Source organism: Kribbella sp. NPDC050124, assembly GCF_044460355.1.
Lineage (GTDB): Bacteria > Actinomycetota > Actinomycetes > Propionibacteriales > Kribbellaceae > Kribbella.
Window position 1 is genome coordinate 23844 of sequence record NZ_JBITJU010000024.1, and the last position, 17062, is coordinate 40905.

The following is a 17062-nucleotide window of genomic DNA, read 5'->3' on the forward strand; positions in this document are numbered from 1 at the left end:
ACCCGCGCCCTTCCCAGACCCGGCACGCGCCGCACGCGAGCCGACGCTGAAGACGCTGGCAAGGTCCGTACTCCGCCGATCCCCCCGGCGAGCAGCCCGACGCGAGTGGCGCCTCGCACGCAGCGCGGCCCGGCCGCGCTGCTTGTGGCGCGCCGGGCCGCGTACGCTATGAGATCGGCATCGATCTGACAGGTACGGCGGCCAGCGAGGAGGGTCTGATGAACAACGACGCCAACTCCCGTCGCCCACCCACGATGGCCGACATCGCGGCCCGCATCGGCGTCTCCCGGCAGCTCGTCTCGCTGGTCATGCGAGACCAGCCAGGCGCGAGTGACGAGACGCGGCGACGCGTCCGTGAGGCGGCGAAGGAGCTCGGCTTCACCCCGCACGTCGGTGCGCGATCGCTGCGCCGCGCGCAGAGCAAGGACCTGGGCGTCATCTTCGCGCCGACCCACTCGCCCGAGCCCGAGATCGTCGAGGCGATCTATACCGCTGGAGCAGCACGGGGGTACGACGTGATGCTGAGCGCGCAGACCGCGACCCGCAGTACGGATCAGGCGGTCGACGATCTGCTCGGCCACCGGTGCGCGGCGTTGATCGTCATCGGCTCGAATCTCGACCATGCCAACCTGCGGACCACTGCCGAGCGCACCCTGGTTCCGGTGGTCGTGGTGGGCCAGGGCCGGCGCAACCAGCACTACGATGTCGTCCGCTCCTCCGGCGACAAGGGCATCTCGGAGCTGATGGACTACCTGGCGGGGCTCGGGCACCGGCGCATTGCCTACGTGGATCCGGCGTCGATGGCGCCGGCCGCACTGCGTCGCCGCGGTTACGAGCGCTCCCTCAAGCGGCACGACCTGTCCCGCGATCTGCTGTCCCTGCCTGGCGACAGCCTGGCGCGGAACTACTTCGAAGAGGCCGGCTCCGCGGCGGCGAGCGAGCTCCTCAGACGTCGAACGCTGCCGACTGCAGTCGTCGCCCCGAACGACGACACCGCCGTCAGCCTGCTCCAGACGCTGGTCCGCAACGGGCTCCGTGTCCCGGAGGACATCTCCGTCGCCGGCTTCGACGACGCCCCGATCGCGCGGCTGACATCGGTCGATCTGACCAGCGTCAGGCAGGATCCAGATCTCCTCGGTGCCGCCGCGGTCGAGGCCGCCGTACGACGAGCCGAGCAACTGGAGCTGCCTCCGCGGGAGAGTGTCATCGAGACATCCCTCGTGGTGCGGGGCAGCACCGCGGCACCGCGTCGACGTACGCGCAGCTCAGCGGCAGTCGCTGCTCGATAAGCAGCTTCATACGCGGGCCGACGGCTGCACCGCGCGCAGTACTCGGGCCGCCGCGTCGACCGACGCCTTGACGTCCCCGTCCGCTGGGTAAAGCAGTGCTCTGCCTACCACAAGCCCGCGGACGGCCGGATGCGTCAGAGACCGGCCCCACGATCTGAGATCCTGCTCGGGATCCGGCCCCGGCACGCCACCGAGCACGACACAGGGCAGTGTCGTCGCGCCGAACACCACCTCGGGCTCATCGCACGCCGGGAGCTTCAGCCACGTGTACGCACTCGTAGTCCCGAGCCCTGAGGCGACGGTGACCGCACGGGCAAGGTCACGGGTATTCTTGCAGAGAACGAGGGAACCGTCCTCACGGCGCTGGTACGGCAACGGCTCGACCATCGCCATCAGGCCTTGCTGTGCAAGTTCACTGACGGCCTGCGCGCAACTCTCGATCGTCGTGGCAGTTGCCGGATCCCTGTCGTCCATGCGGAGCAGCATCTTCCCACCGTCCAGCCGGCACGCTGCAAGCTGTGCCGCGTCGTACGCGGTGAACCGATCGTCCATCGTCCATGTCGCGCCGTCGAGACCGCCGCGGTTCATCGAGCCGATGACGACCTTGCCGTCCAGCGCGCCGAGTAGCAGGAGCTCCTCCACCACATCTGGCGTGCCCAGCACTCCGTCGACGTCCGGATGTTCGAGCGCCGCAACAATCCGCGCTAGCAACGAGCGCCTGTCGGACATCGCCAACGCGTCGCCGCCGACCGTCAGAGCGCCTCGGGCCGGGTGATCCGCCGCCAGGAGGAACATCGTGCCGCGCTCCGACAGGAGCCTACCCGGTCGACGGCGCTCCGCGTACGCGCGCGCGACGACGTCGGGCCGGGTCGCACGGAGGAGAAGCAGGCGGTGCCAATCAGCCTCCTGCAGGACCGGGCCTGGGATCGTCGTGCTCACCAGTTGCTCACGTACTTGTCGATCGTCTCGCGCATAAAGGAGCTGGAGTCTCGCGCACGGTCCTCCCAGGCGAAGACGCAGGACGTCATGATGCTGGAGTCCTTGGCGCCGAAGTCCAAGCGCTGCAAGGTCGTGAAGAGCTGGCTCCACTGCACCTCGCCTTGCCCGATGTCGAGGTGCTGGTGCACGCGGGCGGTCGAGCCTGGAGGGTTGACGATGTACCGCAGTCCGGAGGAGGCGGTGTGGTCGAAGCTGTCGGCGAGGTGCACGTGGGTCAGGAGGTCACCCGCGTACTTCATGATCTCCACCATCCGCTCCGCCGTCGTGCCGCCCATGTGGAAGGTGTGCGGAGCGCAGTACAGGAAGGAGACCAAGGGCGAGTTGATGCCCCGGATCATGTCGACCGCGACCTTTCCATCTTCGACGAAGTCGTCCGGATGCGGCTCGAGCCGGAGCTCGACACCCTCGTGCTCCAAGACGGGGAGCAGCTCCTCCAGGGACTTCCAGAACATCGCCTCGCTGTTCGCAGCCTTCTCGGGGCGGCCGTTGAACTCCGAGTTCATTACCTGGCAGCCCAGGTCGACCGTGAGCTGGATCGCCCGCTTCCAGTACCGCACCGCGGCCTGTCGCTCGTCCTCGTCGGGCCCGGACCAACGGTACAACGGCAGGTGGCTCGCGATCTTCACGCCGGCTGCATCCAGGGCCCGCTTGAACGCCCGCACGGTTTCGTCGTTCGCTCGTGGGTGCAAGAAGAACGGAGTGAAGTCCTCGCGGGGTGACAGTTCGATGTATTCATAACCCAAATCGGCGACGAGCGCGGGCAACTCCAAGAGTGGCGTCGTACGGAGCATGTAGGGATCGAGAGCGATCTTCATCGGGACTCGCTTTCAGTGGCTGTCGTACAGGGCGGGTTTGGTTCCCAGGGCGATGGCGACCCGATCGCCTGCGGCCAGCGACTCGACGCCCGCGTCACAGACGACGGTCGCCGCGTAACCGTCCCAGGAATTCGGGCCGGTCGGCGCCACCCCGGAGGCGATCGCGTCGATCCACTCCTGGAGTTCGGTGTCGAAGGCACCGACGAAGCGCTCCCGCCAATCGGCCGGGATGCGGCCGGAGCGGGCGCCGGCGCTGCGGATGTCGACGAGGTTGCGGTCGGCAAGCGATGCGGTACCGGTCTCGCCGACGACCTCGCCACGAATGTCGTAGCCGTAGGCAATGTTGACGCTGGTCTCGACGTTGACCAGCACGCCGCTCTCGGACTCGAGGATCATCAGCAGCGGATCGAGCAGCTCACCGCCGCGGCTGTTCCGCTTCGCCGGCAGCACCCGGATGCCGACCAGTTCCTCGCCGAGCAGCCACCTGGCCATGTCGAAGTCGTGGACGGCGGTATCCACGATGGCCATCTCGCGGGTGTAGCTGCCTGGCACCTCGGGATTCCGGTGGCCCGAGTAGTAGATGAGGGGCGCGCCGATCTCACCGGAGTCGACGACCGTCTTGAGTACTCGGTAGGCCACGTCGTAGCGTCGCATGAAGCCGACCTGCACGAGCCGGCTCCCGTGCGCGACCTCGGCGTCGATGATCCGCCGGCAGGCCGCTGCCTCCGTGGCGAGCGGCTTCTCGCAGAAGACTGGCTTGCCCGCGGCGATACTCGCGAGGACGAACTCCTCGTGGGTACTGCCCCACGAGGTGACGATGACCGCGTCGACGTGGTCGGATTCGATCAGCTCCTGGCCGGCGTCGAACACCTCGGCGTCGGGCAGGTCATTCGCGACCTCCTTGGCCAGGTCGCGGTTAGCATCACTCACGGCGGCGATCGCGGCACCTGACAGCGCTTGGGTGATGCAGCGGATGTGGGTCTGCCCGATCATGCCGGTGCCGATGACTCCGATGTTGAGCGTCATACCGAGTCGTTTTCTCCTCTCCGAGGTCAGTAGGGCCATCGGCGGACCGGGCCCAGGCCGCAGCCGACGTAGTAGCCCGCGGTCCGGGCGCCGATGGGCAGCGGGATGTCCGGCTCGACCGGGTACAGGTCCTGCTCGATCACACAGAACAGGTCACGCTCGAGGTCGCCGAGCGCCGCCAGCAGCGGCGGCATGTCGGGTTCGCCGTACGGCGGCTCGCACATGACCCCGAGCTTCACCGCCTCCGACAGGGGAAGGCTCTCCGCCAGAGCCCGAGCCCGTACGGCGGGGTCCATCGACTTCAGGTGCACGTACGTGATCCGCTCGGGGAACCGCTTGACGATCTCGAGATTGTTGCCCGCGCAGTACGCGATGTGGCCGGTGTCCAGACACAGATTGACCGCGTCCGGGTCGGTGTCGGCGAGGAATCGCTCGATGCGAGCCTGGGTGTCGACGTGCGTGTCGACGTGCGGGTGGAAGACGAGTTTCACGCCGTACGACTCGAACAGGTACCTCCCGAGTTCGTTGGTGCCGGCGACCAGGTTCTTCCACTGCTCGGGGTCGATGTCAGCGCCTTGGGTTGCTACGCCGGTTCGCATGTCCGTGTATTGCTCGGGCAGCTGGACCAGGTACTCGGCGCCGAGAGCGGCCAGGAGTTTCGCCTCCCGGCCGAAGGCCGCCTTGGCCTGATCCAGCGCCTCGGCGCCGCGGTGCAGCCCCGCGAACACCGTCCCGCCGCAGGCCTTGAGCCCGCGGCTGCCCAGTTCGTCCTGGAGCCGGTCGGGATCCTGGGGCATGAAGCCCTGCGGTCCGAGCTCGGTGTGGACGTATCCCACCGCTGCGATCTCGTCCAGGTACAGGTCCCAGGTCACTTGACGCGGGTCACTCGCGAACCACACGCCCCAGGAGTCCGGCGCGGTGCCGAGACGAAGCTTCGACAGGTCGGTCATCGGACAGTTCCTCCGTACTTGTCGACGATGTCCTGATAGAACCCACGCGCCTTGTCCAGGATGTCGATCAGATCCTCCAGCTGACCGGCGGCGGTGAAGTTGCCGTGCTTGCGCGCGAGCGCTTCGAAGCGGTCGAGCCACCGCAGGCACCACTGCGCGTCCGCCGGCCTTGCCACGGTCCGGTCATGGACGTTCACCCAGACTGGGCTGGTGTGCGCATACACCTTCGGCCCGGGCACTGCTGGGTGTTCCGGTCCCCGCGCGACTGCGGCTATCCAGGTCGGCTCCGCGATCTCGATCCCGGCCGTCAGCTCGGCTGTCTCGGTTCCGGACGCTACGTCGAGGAAGGCCATCACCCCGTCCGGGCTGACGATCTCAAGACGCTCTACCCCCAACCCGACCGTGCGTGCGCCCACCTGCACCGTCTGGGGTGCGTTGAGCCGGAGGGTCTCCCCCAGTCCGTGGCCGGCAACGTCCAGTTCAAGCCATGGGCCGTTGGTGATGAAGGTACGGCACGCTCGTACAGCGTCCTGCCAGCCGTCGACCGACAGTTGGGCGCCCCGGAGATCCGCATAGGCGCGGAACCAGCCAGGCGGGTTCGAGAGCGGCCACATCCGCGACAGCTGCATCATCACGTCGGTGCCTGCGGAAGCAGCCAAGCGGAGACCGCAGCCCAGCAGCCGGTGGTAGAGATATTCCGTGCCTTCCAAGTCACCGTTCGTGCCTACGTCAACCGAATCGACGAACCCCAGAGCGGCATCGGCGACCAGCTCCCGTGCGTCGCAGGAACGAACCATGCGCTCCTCCGAGAACACCTCCGCGAGCGTGCCGGCATCGTCCAGCGGCACCTGCACGGGGTGCGTGTAGCCGACTGTTGCTCCCAGGTTCCGGAGTTCGGCTGCTGCTTCGGAGTTCGGCGGCCAGTCTTGGGGGTTGCTGGAGCGGACATGGCCGGTCTGGTACCGCCTCGGTGGCGCACTGGGGTTCAGCGCGTGGAAGTGACCGAAGAGGTCGTTGCGGTACTCGACACCCCACCGGGCGACCGTATGGCTGTGCGACCAGGGCAGGTCGTGGCCGACGAAATGCTCAAAGGCTTCCTGATCGTAGATCAGCGACGTCAGGGCATTCCCCGCAACGAGATTCATCAGGTGCAGGCCCTCGCCCCGTTGCATCGCGGCCGCGTCTCGCGGGGTGGCGACGTCGTCTCCGAAATAGTTCATGTGGACGTGCAGATCCGCCCCGTACCAGCCGCGTTCTGCCGCGTCGTACAACCGCTCGGGGCTCAGCTCGACGGTGACCTCGGCACCGGGCTCGATCTGGATGTTGACGCTGACGGGCCGGAACTCACAGCCACGCGCGACGACGACCCGCGCGCCGCCCGCGGGTACCTCCAAGGTCGCCTGCTTGCCATGAAAGAACGGTTTGCCCTGCCAGCCGAACTTGTGCAGCACGCCGTTGGGGAACCAGCTGCCGCCGCGTCCGTCGACGACGGTCCAGCGCGAGACGTCGTCGCCGACGAGGTGCAGCCTGCCGGACCGAGTTGACTCCGCAGCGCGAACGTAGTGTCCGTCGATGCGCAGGAATGGGTTCTCCGCGGTGACCACGGCCTCGTCGATCCAGCCCAGGCCGGAAACGTCCCCGACCCGGACGATCTGATAGGTGATCGGCCGGCCAAGGAGTACGAACGGCAGGGGCCGCGGCAGCCGGACATCGCCAGCGTGGACCACCGCGACATGCGGCGGCAGCGGATCCGGCAGCGATCGGACCAGGAAGCCGATCGGGTCGGCGACGACTTCGAGGGAGAAGAACGCCGCCTGGATCCGCGCCGGGTCGCAGTGTCCGACGACCTTCAACATCGCCTTCCGGGCGCCCTCGAAGTCATCGCCCCAGTCGAAGCCACGCTCCGCCATCAGGCTGCGATAACGAGCCAGCATCTCCGCGACCGGCGGCGGAACCGAGTCCTCCTCACAACACATGGAGACAATCCTTCCTCGGGCGGTGACCTCGAACTTCCTGCAGTGAACTAGCACGAGCTAGCACCTGTCAAGAGCTCAGCCAGCGCGGCGAACTAGCACGTGCTACGCGCGTCCTCGATCGGGTATGGACTGAGCTCTTGACATCGACTAGCTCGTGCTAGTTACTGGTGATCATCGCCACATTTCCTGAGTTCAAGCAGTCGGCGACGCGGCCGGACGGGTGGCGACAGCCGGCGCGTCGCGGAAGGGGACTATCCCATGAGGTTCACAAGCCCGCGGTTCGCTCGGGCCGGCGTCGCAGCGACTGCTGCCCTCGCGACAGTATCACTCGCGGCGTGTGGATCAGACTCCCCCGCCGCTTCCGGCACCGCGTCCGGCGACTCCCTCGACGGCAAGATCGTGGCCCGGGTCGCGCCCGCCGTACAGCAGGTCGAATCCGTCCTCCAGGGCATCGCGAAGGAGACCCTGGCGGAGAAGGGCGTGAAGTTCCAGGTCGCCAACGCGGACGGCGACCCCGCGAAACAGCGGAGTCTGACCGAGCAGTACATCGCGCAGGGAGTCAACGCGCTGATGCTCACGAACGTGGACATGTCGGGCTGGGAGTCGACGTTCAAGGACGCCACCGACAAGGGGATCGCCGTCGTCAATATGAGCGGCTCTCCCATCTCCGGAGCGTCCGTGAACTTCAACCAGGACCAGAGCGGCCCCGGCTTCGAGGTCGGCAAGTTCGTCGGCAACTGGTTGAAGGAGAAGCATGCCTGCCAGGGGTCCGTCGGGTTCATGACCACGGTGACCATCCCCGCGTTCCAGCCGCGGACCAAGAACGCGCAGACGCAGATCCACCAGATCTGCCCCGAGGTCAAGTTCGTCGATCCCGTCGATGCGTACACCCCGGAGATGGGCGCGAAGGCCGGCGGCAACCTGATTCAGTCGCACCCTGAACTGGACGCGATCGTCAGCGTGAACGACGATGCCGCGGTCGGTGCCTTCCAGGCGATCAAGGAGGCTGGCAAGACCGATCCGAACAAGTTCCTGCTGACCGGCTACGACGCCACGCCCGAGGGACAGAAGCTCCTCGAGCAGCACACCGTGTTCCAGCTCAGCTGGAGCTACGCGATTCCGTACTGGGCCGCCCAGGGTGCACGCTTCGCGATGGACGCGATCGCTAAGAAGGACGTTCCGCCCACGGCCCGTGTCTTCGGCGCCCCGGTCACCGCGGACAACCTCGCCGAGTACCGGAAGTGGGCCGACGCCCCGCTGGACCCGGCCAACCAGGACCGCTTCGCGAAGCTGATCCAGACGAGTACCGTCAAGCTGAGCAGTGGGGATGCGATCGGCAAGGCCTTCCAGTGACTGAATCCTTACTCAGGTCCGACCAGCACATCGAAGTCCGTGCCGTCAGCAAGTGGTTCGGCGGCGTTCGCGCTCTGCACAACGTGAGCATGAGCGTCCCGCCTGGCCAGGTCACTTGCCTGGTGGGCGACAACGGCGCCGGCAAGAGCACTCTGGTGAAGATCATCAGCGGACTCCAGGAGCCCGACACCGGAGAGATCTGGCTTGGCGACCGCAGGCTCGAGCACTTCACTCCACAGGCTGCCCGCGATGCCGGCATCGCGACCGTCCATCAGAACCTCCAACTGTGCGACAACCTGGACGCGGTAGCGAACGTCACCCTGGGCGCGGAACGCGTGCGCGGGAGAGGCCCGTTCGCCCTCCTCGACAACGCCCGAGCCCGGCGTGACGCGGTCGACCTGCTGAACGACGTCGGCGGTCACATCCGGGACCTCAAGGCGCCGGTGAGATCGCTTTCCGGAGGGCAGCGTCAGGCGATCGCCATCGCACGGGCACTGTCGGCCGCCACCCGCCTGATCATCCTCGACGAGCCGACAGCGGCCCTCGGCGTGAAGCAAACGGCGGCGACGCTGGATCTGGTACGGCGGGTTGCGGACGTCGGCCTGCCCGTCGTGATGATCAGCCACAGTCTCGACGACGTCTTCGCCGTAGCCGACCGGGTTGTCGCCCTTCGCCTCGGCGAGATCTCGCTGGACACCGAGAAGAGCCGGACGGACCGCAGCGAGGTCGTGTCCTGCATGACCGGACTCCTCGTCGGAACGAGCCCTGAAACGAGGCATCAACCGTGACCCGCGCCATCGGCAAACTGCTCAACTCACAAGGCCGCAACCTCGGACTGCTCACCGCCTTGGTGGTCCTGACTGCCTATGTCACGGCGCAACGGCCCACGTTCGGGTCGTTCGACAACTGGCGCGCAATCCTGCTCAACGCATCCTTCACGGCCATTCCGGCGCTCGCTACGACGGTGATCCTGATCCTCGGGAAGGTCGACCTCTCCATCGGCTCGATCTACGGATTCGGTGGGATCCTGAGCGCCTGGCTCAGCGTCGACTCCGGACTCCCCTGGTGGGCTGCGATGCTCGTCGGCGTACTCGCGGGTGCTCTGCTCGGCCTACTGAACGGTCTGCTGGTCCGGCGCATTCCCGTGTCGCCTCTTATCGTGACCTTGGGCAGTCTGACGCTGATCTACGGCGCGAACCTGCTGATGACCAGCGGCCAAGGAATCCGCGGCATTCCCGACACCTTCACCAAGCTCGGGCAGGCCCGGCCGCTCGGTATTCCCACGTCTGTGTGGGTCTGGGCGATTGCGGCCGTTGCCACGGCGGTCTTGCTGCAGGCGTTCCGCGTCGGCCGCCACATCTACGCCATCGGCGGCAACGAACAGGCGGCAGCCACATCGGGCATCAACGTGCGCGCTATCGTCCTCTGGGCGTTCAGCCTCAACGGTGCCTTCGCTGCCCTGGGAGGCGTCCTCTCGGCGAGCCGCCTGCAGTCGGCTGACGCGAACCTAGGCCGCGGCTCCGAGCTCTCCATCCTCACAGCGGTGATCCTCGGCGGCGTCGCGTTCACCGGCGGCGAGGGCGCCGTCCTGGGCGTCGTCATCGCGGTCGTCTTCCTGGCCGTGATCGACAACGCCCTGGTTGCCCTCAGCATCGATCCGTCCTGGTCGTTCGTGGTCAAGGGCACCGTACTTATCATCGCGGTGGCATTGAACCAACTGGCCATCGAGCACCGAAACCGCCGCCAAAAGGCAGCGATGCTGAAGATCGAGACAACAGAGACCAAACCGGTGGAGAAGCTGGCCGGCCAAGGCACGTGAAGGAGGTCTCATGACCGGCGACACCGCTGATTCGACCGACCGAGGGCAGAGACCTCCGACGATGGCCGATATCGCCGCCCACCTGGGAGTCTCGCGGCAACTGGTCTCGCTGGTCATGCGAGATGCTCCGGGGGCCAGCGATGAGACCCGACGGCGCGTGCGCGAAGCAGCCAAGGAGCTCGGCTTCAGTCCACATATCGGGGCGAGGTCGCTTCGCCGCGCCCGCAGCCGGGACCTCGGCGTGATCTTCGCGCCCGCTCACTCGACGGAACTCGAGATTGTGGAGGCGATCTATCCGGCCGCCGCAATGCGTGGGTACGACGTCATTCTGAGCGCCCAGACCGGCACCCGCAGTACTCGCCAAGCGGTGGAGGAACTCCTCGGCCACAGGTGTGCTGCGCTGATCGTCATCGGATCCAACCTGAACCACGCCGCCCTGCGGGCACTTGCCGAGAGGAGCCCGGTGCCAGTAGTCGATGTCGGTTACGGTCGGCGGAACCGGTACTACGACGTCGTTCGGTCCTCCGGCGACCGAGGGATCGCCCAGGAGGTGCGCTACCTGGCGGAACTCGGGCACGAACAGATCACATACGTGGATCCCGCGGCCATGCCGCCGGCGGCCCTCCGGCGGCGCGGGTACGAGCGGGCGGTCAAGAGTCTCGGTCTGCGCGCTGACATCTACTCGATCTCCGGGCAGTACACCGCCGGGAGCTACTTCGAGGAAGCAGGCTCCGAGGCAGCAGGGCTGCTCCTCGCGGGCCGTGCTCTTCCGACTGCGGTCATCGCCCCGAACGACCACGCAGCCGTCGGCGTCCTCCAGACGCTACTGCGGAACGGCGTACGAGTTCCGGACGATGTCTCCGTCGCTGGCTTCGACGACTCACCGATCGCGCGACTATCGGCGGTCGATCTGACTACGGTGCGGCAGGATCCCGAACTCATGGGAGTGGCGGCAGTCGACGCTGCCGTCCACCGGATCGACCACCCTGGCGCAAGCCCTGACGAGACCGTCGTCGAGACCTCACTCGTAGTGCGGGGAAGCACCGCAGTACCGCGGTCCCGAGCGCGCCGCACTCGATCAGCCTGATCGGCACAGGGTCATGGTTCCGGTCGAGGGTCCAGCGAGAAGCCGGTCGGCGCCTCCAGCTTGGAGCAAGCGATCGAGTGGACCTGGGAGGTGCGACGCTCCGCGCCGACCTCATCGACGAAATCGGCGGATGGTCGGCTCTCGTCGCGAACGTCAGTGTGCGAGCCCGGCTACTGCGATGCCTGAGCGGACCTTGTACTTCTTGTTGATCGAGATGAGGACCGCGGTGAGTGGTTCGAGCTGCCTGGCCAGACGCAGCGCGCCGGCGTCGATGCCAGGCTTGCCGGTGACCGCCTTGGCCAACTCGATCACTGTGGCCTTGGCGTCTGCGTCGTCACCGCAGACAAGGATGTCCTCGTGGGCGAGAGTCGCGTCCGTTGCCAGGCTGACAGCCGACAGATGATGGAAGGCGCCGACGACCGCAGCGTCCGGCAGCATCTCCTGGACTCGTTCGGCGGCCGAGTTCTGTCCGAGATCGAGACCGTAGGGGCCACGCGCGTCGAATCCCAGCGGGTTGACGCAACTGACGACAACGCGCCCGGACAGGTGCGGCGCGAGCTCGCCGATCAGGTCGTCCTGTCCGCGCCAGGGTACGGCGAGCAGGACCACGTCGGCGCTCTCGCACGCCTTCGCGTTCGTCGCGCCGCGCACCGCTCCCGACACGCCCTTCCGCGTCAGGCTCGCCGCGGCTTGGACGGCCCTGGCCTCGCTGCGCGAGCCCAGGACGATGTCATGACCTGCCATCGCGAAGCGAAAGGCGAGACCACTCCCTTGGGGCCCCGTGCCCCCGACAACCGCAACCGTACGCAAACTCGTGATCTCCCTCGTTCCGATGCGCCCGGAGACGCAGCTTCCTTTGACTGCGGGGTGCGTGAGCACCCGTTGGCGTGCCACTACAGAATCTGTGCGAGTTCGACCGCCGACTTGCCATGGGCCGCGGCGACCGGGGCGCTGGTCAGCGATCCCGCATGGGTGTTCAGTCCCAACGCCAGCGATCGGTCGTCGCGGCAGGCCTTTGCCCAGCCCTTGTCGGCGAGCGCCACGACGTACGGCAACGTCGCGTTGGTCAGTGCATAAGTGGATGTGGCCGGCACGGCACCCGGCATGTTCGCCACGCAGTAGAAAGTCGAGTTGTGCACCTGGTAGGTGGGCTCGGCGTGCGTGGTTGCATGGGTGTCCTCGAAGCAGCCGCCTTGGTCCACGGCGATGTCAACCAGGACCGAGCCCGGCTTCATTCGCGAGACGAGCTCGTTGGAAACCAGCCTCGGCGCTGCAGCGCCGGGAATCAGGACGGCCCCGATGACCAGGTCGGCCTCCGTGACTTGCTGCTCGATGGCCAGCTTGCTGCTGGCGAGCCCGCGCACCCGGTTGTCGTACCGCCAGAACGACATTCGCAGCTTGTCGAGGTCGGTGTCGAGCAAGGTGACGTCGGCGCCCAGGCCGAGAGCGACGTTCGCAGCGTTCTGACCAGCGACGCCGGCGCCGATGATGACGACCTTCGCGTTCGCGACGCCGCCGATCCCGCCCATCAGCACGCCTCGGCCGCCCTGCGCCATCATCAGTGCATAGGCGCCGACCTGCGGCGCCAGGCAGCCGGCCACCTCGGACATCGGGTACAGCAACGGCAGCGCACCCGAAGGCAGCTGCACTGTCTCGTAGGCGATCGCGGTGACATTCTTGGTCAGCAGTTCGTCGGTCAGCCGCTGGTCCGCGGCCAGGTGCAGGTAGGTGAACAGGAGCAGGTCGTCACGAAGCCGGTGGTACTCCTCGGCCACTGGCTCCTTCACCTTCAGTACCAGGTCCGCACTGCCCCAAGCCTCGTCCGCATCGGCGACGATCTTCGCGCCGGCCGCGACATACTCGTCGTCGCGGATGGAAGAGCTTTCACCGGCGCCCTCCTGCACGATGACGTCGTGCCCGCGGGACACGAGCTCGTGCACACCGGTGGGCGTGATCGCAACCCGGTACTCGTGGTTCTTGACTTCCGCCGGAATGGCGACCTTCATGGCGACTTCCTCCTCAATGAGTAGCTGCTGTGCATGTTTCTTCGAGCACCGCCGCGGCATCCGGGCAGAGCTGGACGACCTGACGGCCAGATCTCGGTCGTCAAGCTGACCGGCATACCAGAGGCGTGTCCGCGGAGCGGCGGGTCAGCCGGTTGTGCCGGTGAGGAGCCAGCTGCACCTCACCCAGTGGCCCTCGTCGACCTCGACCAGATCCTGGCCATGCTCCGCGCAGCTGCCGGCGATCTGGCACGTGAGCTCGCGCTCCGCGCCGATGCTGAACTCTTCGGGAGCCCACGTCGTCCGTGGATCAGGAGGCGGAACAGCCGCGATGAGGGCGCGTGTGTACGGGTGGAGTGGGGCCTCCAGCACCTGTGCCGCGTTGCCTTGCTCAACGATCCGTCCGCGATACATCACCAGGATGCGGTCCGACATCCGGCGGACGCTCGACATGTCGTGGCTGACCAGGAGATAGCCCGCGCCGGTCGTCGTCTGCGTCTCCATGAGTGTTGCAAGGAGGCGCGTCCGGACTGTCTGGTCGAGGCTGGCTGTGGGCTCGTCCAGCACCACTACTTGCGGCCTCGAGATGATGGCGCGGGCAACTGCCACCCGCTGTGCCTGTCCTCCGGACAGCGCCTTCGGATGGCGGTCGAGGAACTCGTCGCCGAGTCCGACCTCCTGTAGCGCTTCCGCAACGCGAGACCGCAGCTCGTAGCGGCGTACACCCCCCAGCCGCACGAGCGGTTCGGCGACCGAGCGCCGAACGGTCCAGGTCGGGTTGAGCGAATGATCTGGATGCTGGAACACCATTTGAACTCGCGGCGTCCTGCGCATCACCCGATCGGTGCTCGAGGCCTGTGTCTCCTCCCATCGCACCGTTCCGGCCGTCGGCCGCTGCAGGCCGGCCATGACTCGGCCCAACGATGACTTACCGCTGCCTGACTCCCCCACGAGCGCGACTGTCTCGCCTTCGCTGACGGAGAAGGACACATCCTGCACAGCGGGGTTGGTACGGCGGCCGCGCCGATACGTGACAGACACTCTCGACAGTTGAAGGGTCGTCATCGGTACTCCTTCGCCCGAACAGTCATCGCAGCGGTTCCGGCCGCGATGAGCTCCTTCGTGTAAGCATCGGTCGGTGCATGGAATATCTGGTCGACCGGGCCTGCCTCCATGACGCGTCCGGCATACAGCACGACGACGCTCGTGCACATCTGGGCGACCACGCCGAGGTCGTGAGTGATCAGCAGAACGCGGCGATCCGACCCCGCTGTGACCTGGCGCAGGAGCCGCAGGATCTGTGCCTGTACGGTGACGTCCAGACCCGTGGTCGGTTCGTCCGCGATGAGGAGCTCGGGATCGGTCGCCATTGCCATTGCGATCATCACTCGCTGATTCATCCCACCGGACAGTTGATGAGGGTAGGCACGGCGTACCCCGGCGGGGTCCACGATGCCGACGTCGGCCAGCCAGCGTTCGGTCTCGGTAGTGATTGCGTCCTTGCCTTCGACCTTGCCCAGGTGCCGGAGCAGTCGGCCGAACTGGTGCCCGATCCGCATCGTGGGGTTGAGAGCCGAGCGTGCGTTCTGGAAGACCAACGAGATCGACGTGTTCCCGACTCGTACCCCGTTGTGCAGGAAACTCTCCGCACCGATCCTGGCCTCGCCGCTGATGGCCTGCATCGATGGCGGCAGCAGACCGGTCAAGGCTAGTGAGGTCATCGACTTGCCGGATCCCGACTCCCCGACCAGGCCGACGATCTCACCGGGCGGAACCGTGAACCGCACGTCGTCGAGGATCGTCAGGCCGTCCACTGTCTGCACGGTGAGGCCCTCGAGGTGCATCTCGGTCATCGCAGCATCCTCTCGAGGCGGTCGCCGATCAGCTGGAAGGACGCTGCGACGACCAGAATCATGAATCCGGGAAAGAAGGCCGTCCACCACTGGCCGAGCAGGACGTCGCCTGCGCCCTCGGCGATCATCGCGCCCCATTCCGGCGTCGGTGGCTGCACTCCGACCCCCAGGAAGGAGAGGCCCGCGATGTCGAGGACCGCCCATCCGGCGATCAACGACGCCTGGGCGAGCGGCGCCCGGAACGAATTGGGCAGGATGTGTTGCAGAGCGATTGTCAGCCTGCCCGTTCCGGATACCCGCGCGGCCGCTACGAAATCCGAGCCGCGAACCTCCAAGGCCTGCGCTCGGGTCAGCCGGATGAACTGCGGCAGGTAGGCGATCGTGACTCCCACGGCCGCGTTCGTCGCGCTGTTGCCCAACGAGGCAGTGATGATCAGCGCCAGGACGAAGGCTGGGAACGCCATGAGCATGTCGGTGATGCGCATCAGCAGAACGTCGAACCAGCCGCCGATGGCGGCACTGATCGACCCGAGCAGGCTTCCGGCCAGTAGACCGCACACCGAGACCGCCAGCGCGAGCGAGAGATCGATCCTGGCGGCCGACAGCGTGCGTTCGAGAACGTCACGTCCGTAGCGGTCCGTACCGAACAGGTGGTCCCAGCTCGGACTCATGCCGGCCGCGGACGCGTCGGCGACCCGACCACTTCCTAGGAGCAGCGGCGAGACGATCGACGCGACGAACAGCAGGACCAGGATCGTGATGCCGACGATCAGCCCGAGGTTGCCTCGAGGACTTCGGCTCGATCCGCGGTCTGCCAGGCCACGGCGCATCGCCAATGGAAGTGCACTCATGCCGCACGCCCCTCCAGCTCCACGCGCGGATCCGCGATGGTATAGAGCACGTCGATGGTCATGTTGATGACGACGTAGCCGGTTCCGACCAGCAAGGCGAAGCCCCGCAGCGCGTTCAGGTCGTGTGCCTGTAGCGCGTCATAGGCGTACTGGCCGATTCCGGGCCAGGAGAAGAGTTGCTCGACGATGATGTTGCCGCCTATCAGGAAGCCCGTCACGATACCCACGCTCGTCAGTACCGGGAGCAGTGCGTTGCGGACGCCGTCCTGGAAGAGGATCGAGCGACGTGAGTATCCGAACGAGCGCCCTGTTCGGGTGAAGTCGGAGTCGAGCGCGCGATTCGTCGCCGTACGCAACGTCTTGGCGATGCTCGGTGCCGCGAGTACGGCGAGCAGGAGGGCCGGCAGGACCATCATCCACAGCGAGACGAAAGCAAGTCTCGGATCACCGCTCACGAGGGCATCGACGACCTGGCTGCCGGTGACCGTGCCGGGTGCCGTGAACCCTCGCGGAAGTCGTCCGGTGGGACTCGGGAAGATGCCCAGCTTGTTGCAGAGCACCATGATCGCGAGCAGCCCGATCCAGAACGCCGCCGACGACGCCGCGACCACAGTCAGGCTGCGGGCCAGACCGTCGGTGATCCCACCACGCCAGGCCGACGACGCGAGGCCGAGCGCCGCGCCGGCGAGCACAGCGAAGATCAGCGCGAGCGCACTGAGCTCCAGTGTGGTCGGAAGCCGTTGCAGGAGCTCCCCCAGTACCGGTTGACCCGTGCGCGTCGACTCGCCCAGATCGAGCTTGACCAGGCCGGTCAGGTAGTCCCACAGCTGAGTCGGCAACGGCCGGTCCAGCCCGTACTGGGTACGGATTGCCTCGATCTGTTCCGGCGTCGCGTACTGCCCGGCCCGGACACGTGCCGCATCACCGGGCAGCAGTTGAGTGACGACGAAGATGACCAGCGCGATCCCGAAGACGCTCATGGCCGCGGTGAACAATCGACGAGCGATGAACCTGAACATCGGCTACCTCCGTTCCGCGTTC

16 protein-coding genes are annotated in these 17062 nt (G+C 66.7%); 5 read left to right on the forward strand and 11 right to left on the reverse strand.

Features of this window, described 5'->3' with window-relative positions:
* Positions 1-218: 218 nt before the first annotated feature.
* On the forward strand, positions 219-1289 hold the full coding sequence (locus ACIBL3_RS37365) for a LacI family DNA-binding transcriptional regulator (protein WP_396358638.1): 1071 nt from the start codon (positions 219-221) through the stop codon (positions 1287-1289).
* A 6-nt stretch (positions 1290-1295) separates the two neighbouring features.
* On the opposite strand, the gene ACIBL3_RS37370 is transcribed toward ACIBL3_RS37365, so the two are convergent.
* The 5 genes from ACIBL3_RS37370 to ACIBL3_RS37390 are packed head-to-tail and all read right to left on the reverse strand — an operon-like array spanning position 1296 to position 7055.
* Positions 1296-2228 (reverse strand): deoxyribose-phosphate aldolase, encoded by a 933-nt coding sequence (locus ACIBL3_RS37370; RefSeq protein WP_396358639.1) that lies wholly within the window; start codon positions 2226-2228, stop codon positions 1296-1298.
* Positions 2225-3103, reverse strand: coding sequence for a sugar phosphate isomerase/epimerase family protein (locus ACIBL3_RS37375; RefSeq protein WP_396358640.1), 879 nt, complete (start codon positions 3101-3103; stop codon positions 2225-2227). Before ACIBL3_RS37375 ends, ACIBL3_RS37370 begins: the two co-directional genes overlap by 4 nt.
* A gap of 12 nt (positions 3104-3115) precedes the next feature.
* The gene (locus ACIBL3_RS37380) at positions 3116-4129 is read right to left on the reverse strand and encodes a Gfo/Idh/MocA family oxidoreductase (RefSeq protein ID WP_396358641.1); all 1014 of its coding nucleotides are present in this window, start codon (positions 4127-4129) and stop codon (positions 3116-3118) included.
* A 26-nt stretch (positions 4130-4155) separates the two neighbouring features.
* Positions 4156-5079 (reverse strand): TIM barrel protein, encoded by a 924-nt coding sequence (locus ACIBL3_RS37385; protein WP_396358642.1) that lies wholly within the window; start codon positions 5077-5079, stop codon positions 4156-4158.
* The gene (locus ACIBL3_RS37390; RefSeq protein ID WP_396358643.1) at positions 5076-7055 is read right to left on the reverse strand and encodes a CehA/McbA family metallohydrolase; all 1980 of its coding nucleotides are present in this window, start codon (positions 7053-7055) and stop codon (positions 5076-5078) included. Before ACIBL3_RS37390 ends, ACIBL3_RS37385 begins: the two co-directional genes overlap by 4 nt.
* A gap of 258 nt (positions 7056-7313) precedes the next feature.
* On the opposite strand from ACIBL3_RS37390, the gene ACIBL3_RS37395 reads away from it, so the two are divergent.
* From ACIBL3_RS37395 to ACIBL3_RS37410, 4 genes are all read left to right on the forward strand, one after another.
* Positions 7314-8408, forward strand: coding sequence for a sugar ABC transporter substrate-binding protein (locus ACIBL3_RS37395; RefSeq protein WP_396358644.1), 1095 nt, complete (start codon positions 7314-7316; stop codon positions 8406-8408).
* 83 nt (positions 8409-8491) lie between these two features.
* Positions 8492-9196: an ATP-binding cassette domain-containing protein gene (locus ACIBL3_RS37400; protein ID WP_396358767.1), complete on the forward strand. Its 705-nt coding sequence runs from the start codon at positions 8492-8494 to the stop codon at positions 9194-9196.
* Entirely contained in the window at positions 9193-10227 is a 1035-nt protein-coding gene (locus ACIBL3_RS37405) for an ABC transporter permease (protein WP_396358645.1), read from the forward strand. Before ACIBL3_RS37400 ends, ACIBL3_RS37405 begins: the two co-directional genes overlap by 4 nt.
* A gap of 10 nt (positions 10228-10237) precedes the next feature.
* Positions 10238-11314, forward strand: coding sequence for a LacI family DNA-binding transcriptional regulator (locus tag ACIBL3_RS37410; protein WP_396358646.1), 1077 nt, complete (start codon positions 10238-10240; stop codon positions 11312-11314).
* A gap of 153 nt (positions 11315-11467) precedes the next feature.
* On the opposite strand, the gene npdG is transcribed toward ACIBL3_RS37410, so the two are convergent.
* The 6 genes from npdG to ACIBL3_RS37440 form a co-directional block, all read right to left on the reverse strand.
* A complete protein-coding gene (gene npdG / locus ACIBL3_RS37415) occupies positions 11468-12124 on the reverse strand; it encodes an NADPH-dependent F420 reductase (protein WP_396358647.1) in 657 nt (218 codons plus the stop codon).
* 83 nt (positions 12125-12207) lie between these two features.
* Positions 12208-13320, reverse strand: a complete 1113-nt coding sequence (gene ald, locus ACIBL3_RS37420) for an alanine dehydrogenase (protein WP_396358648.1) — start codon at positions 13318-13320, stop codon at positions 12208-12210.
* Between the two features lie 144 nt (positions 13321-13464).
* The gene (locus ACIBL3_RS37425; RefSeq protein ID WP_396358649.1) at positions 13465-14382 is read right to left on the reverse strand and encodes an ABC transporter ATP-binding protein; all 918 of its coding nucleotides are present in this window, start codon (positions 14380-14382) and stop codon (positions 13465-13467) included.
* Positions 14379-15170, reverse strand: coding sequence for an ABC transporter ATP-binding protein (locus tag ACIBL3_RS37430; RefSeq protein WP_396358650.1), 792 nt, complete (start codon positions 15168-15170; stop codon positions 14379-14381). Before ACIBL3_RS37430 ends, ACIBL3_RS37425 begins: the two co-directional genes overlap by 4 nt.
* Positions 15167-16021 carry an ABC transporter permease gene (locus tag ACIBL3_RS37435; protein WP_396358651.1) on the reverse strand — a complete coding sequence of 285 codons (855 nt, stop codon included), beginning with the start codon at positions 16019-16021 and terminating at the stop codon, positions 15167-15169. Before ACIBL3_RS37435 ends, ACIBL3_RS37430 begins: the two co-directional genes overlap by 4 nt.
* Positions 16018-17040 carry an ABC transporter permease gene (locus tag ACIBL3_RS37440; RefSeq protein ID WP_396358652.1) on the reverse strand — a complete coding sequence of 341 codons (1023 nt, stop codon included), beginning with the start codon at positions 17038-17040 and terminating at the stop codon, positions 16018-16020. The genes ACIBL3_RS37435 and ACIBL3_RS37440 overlap by 4 nt, the downstream gene beginning before the upstream one ends.
* Between the last annotated feature and the right edge of the window lie 22 nt (positions 17041-17062).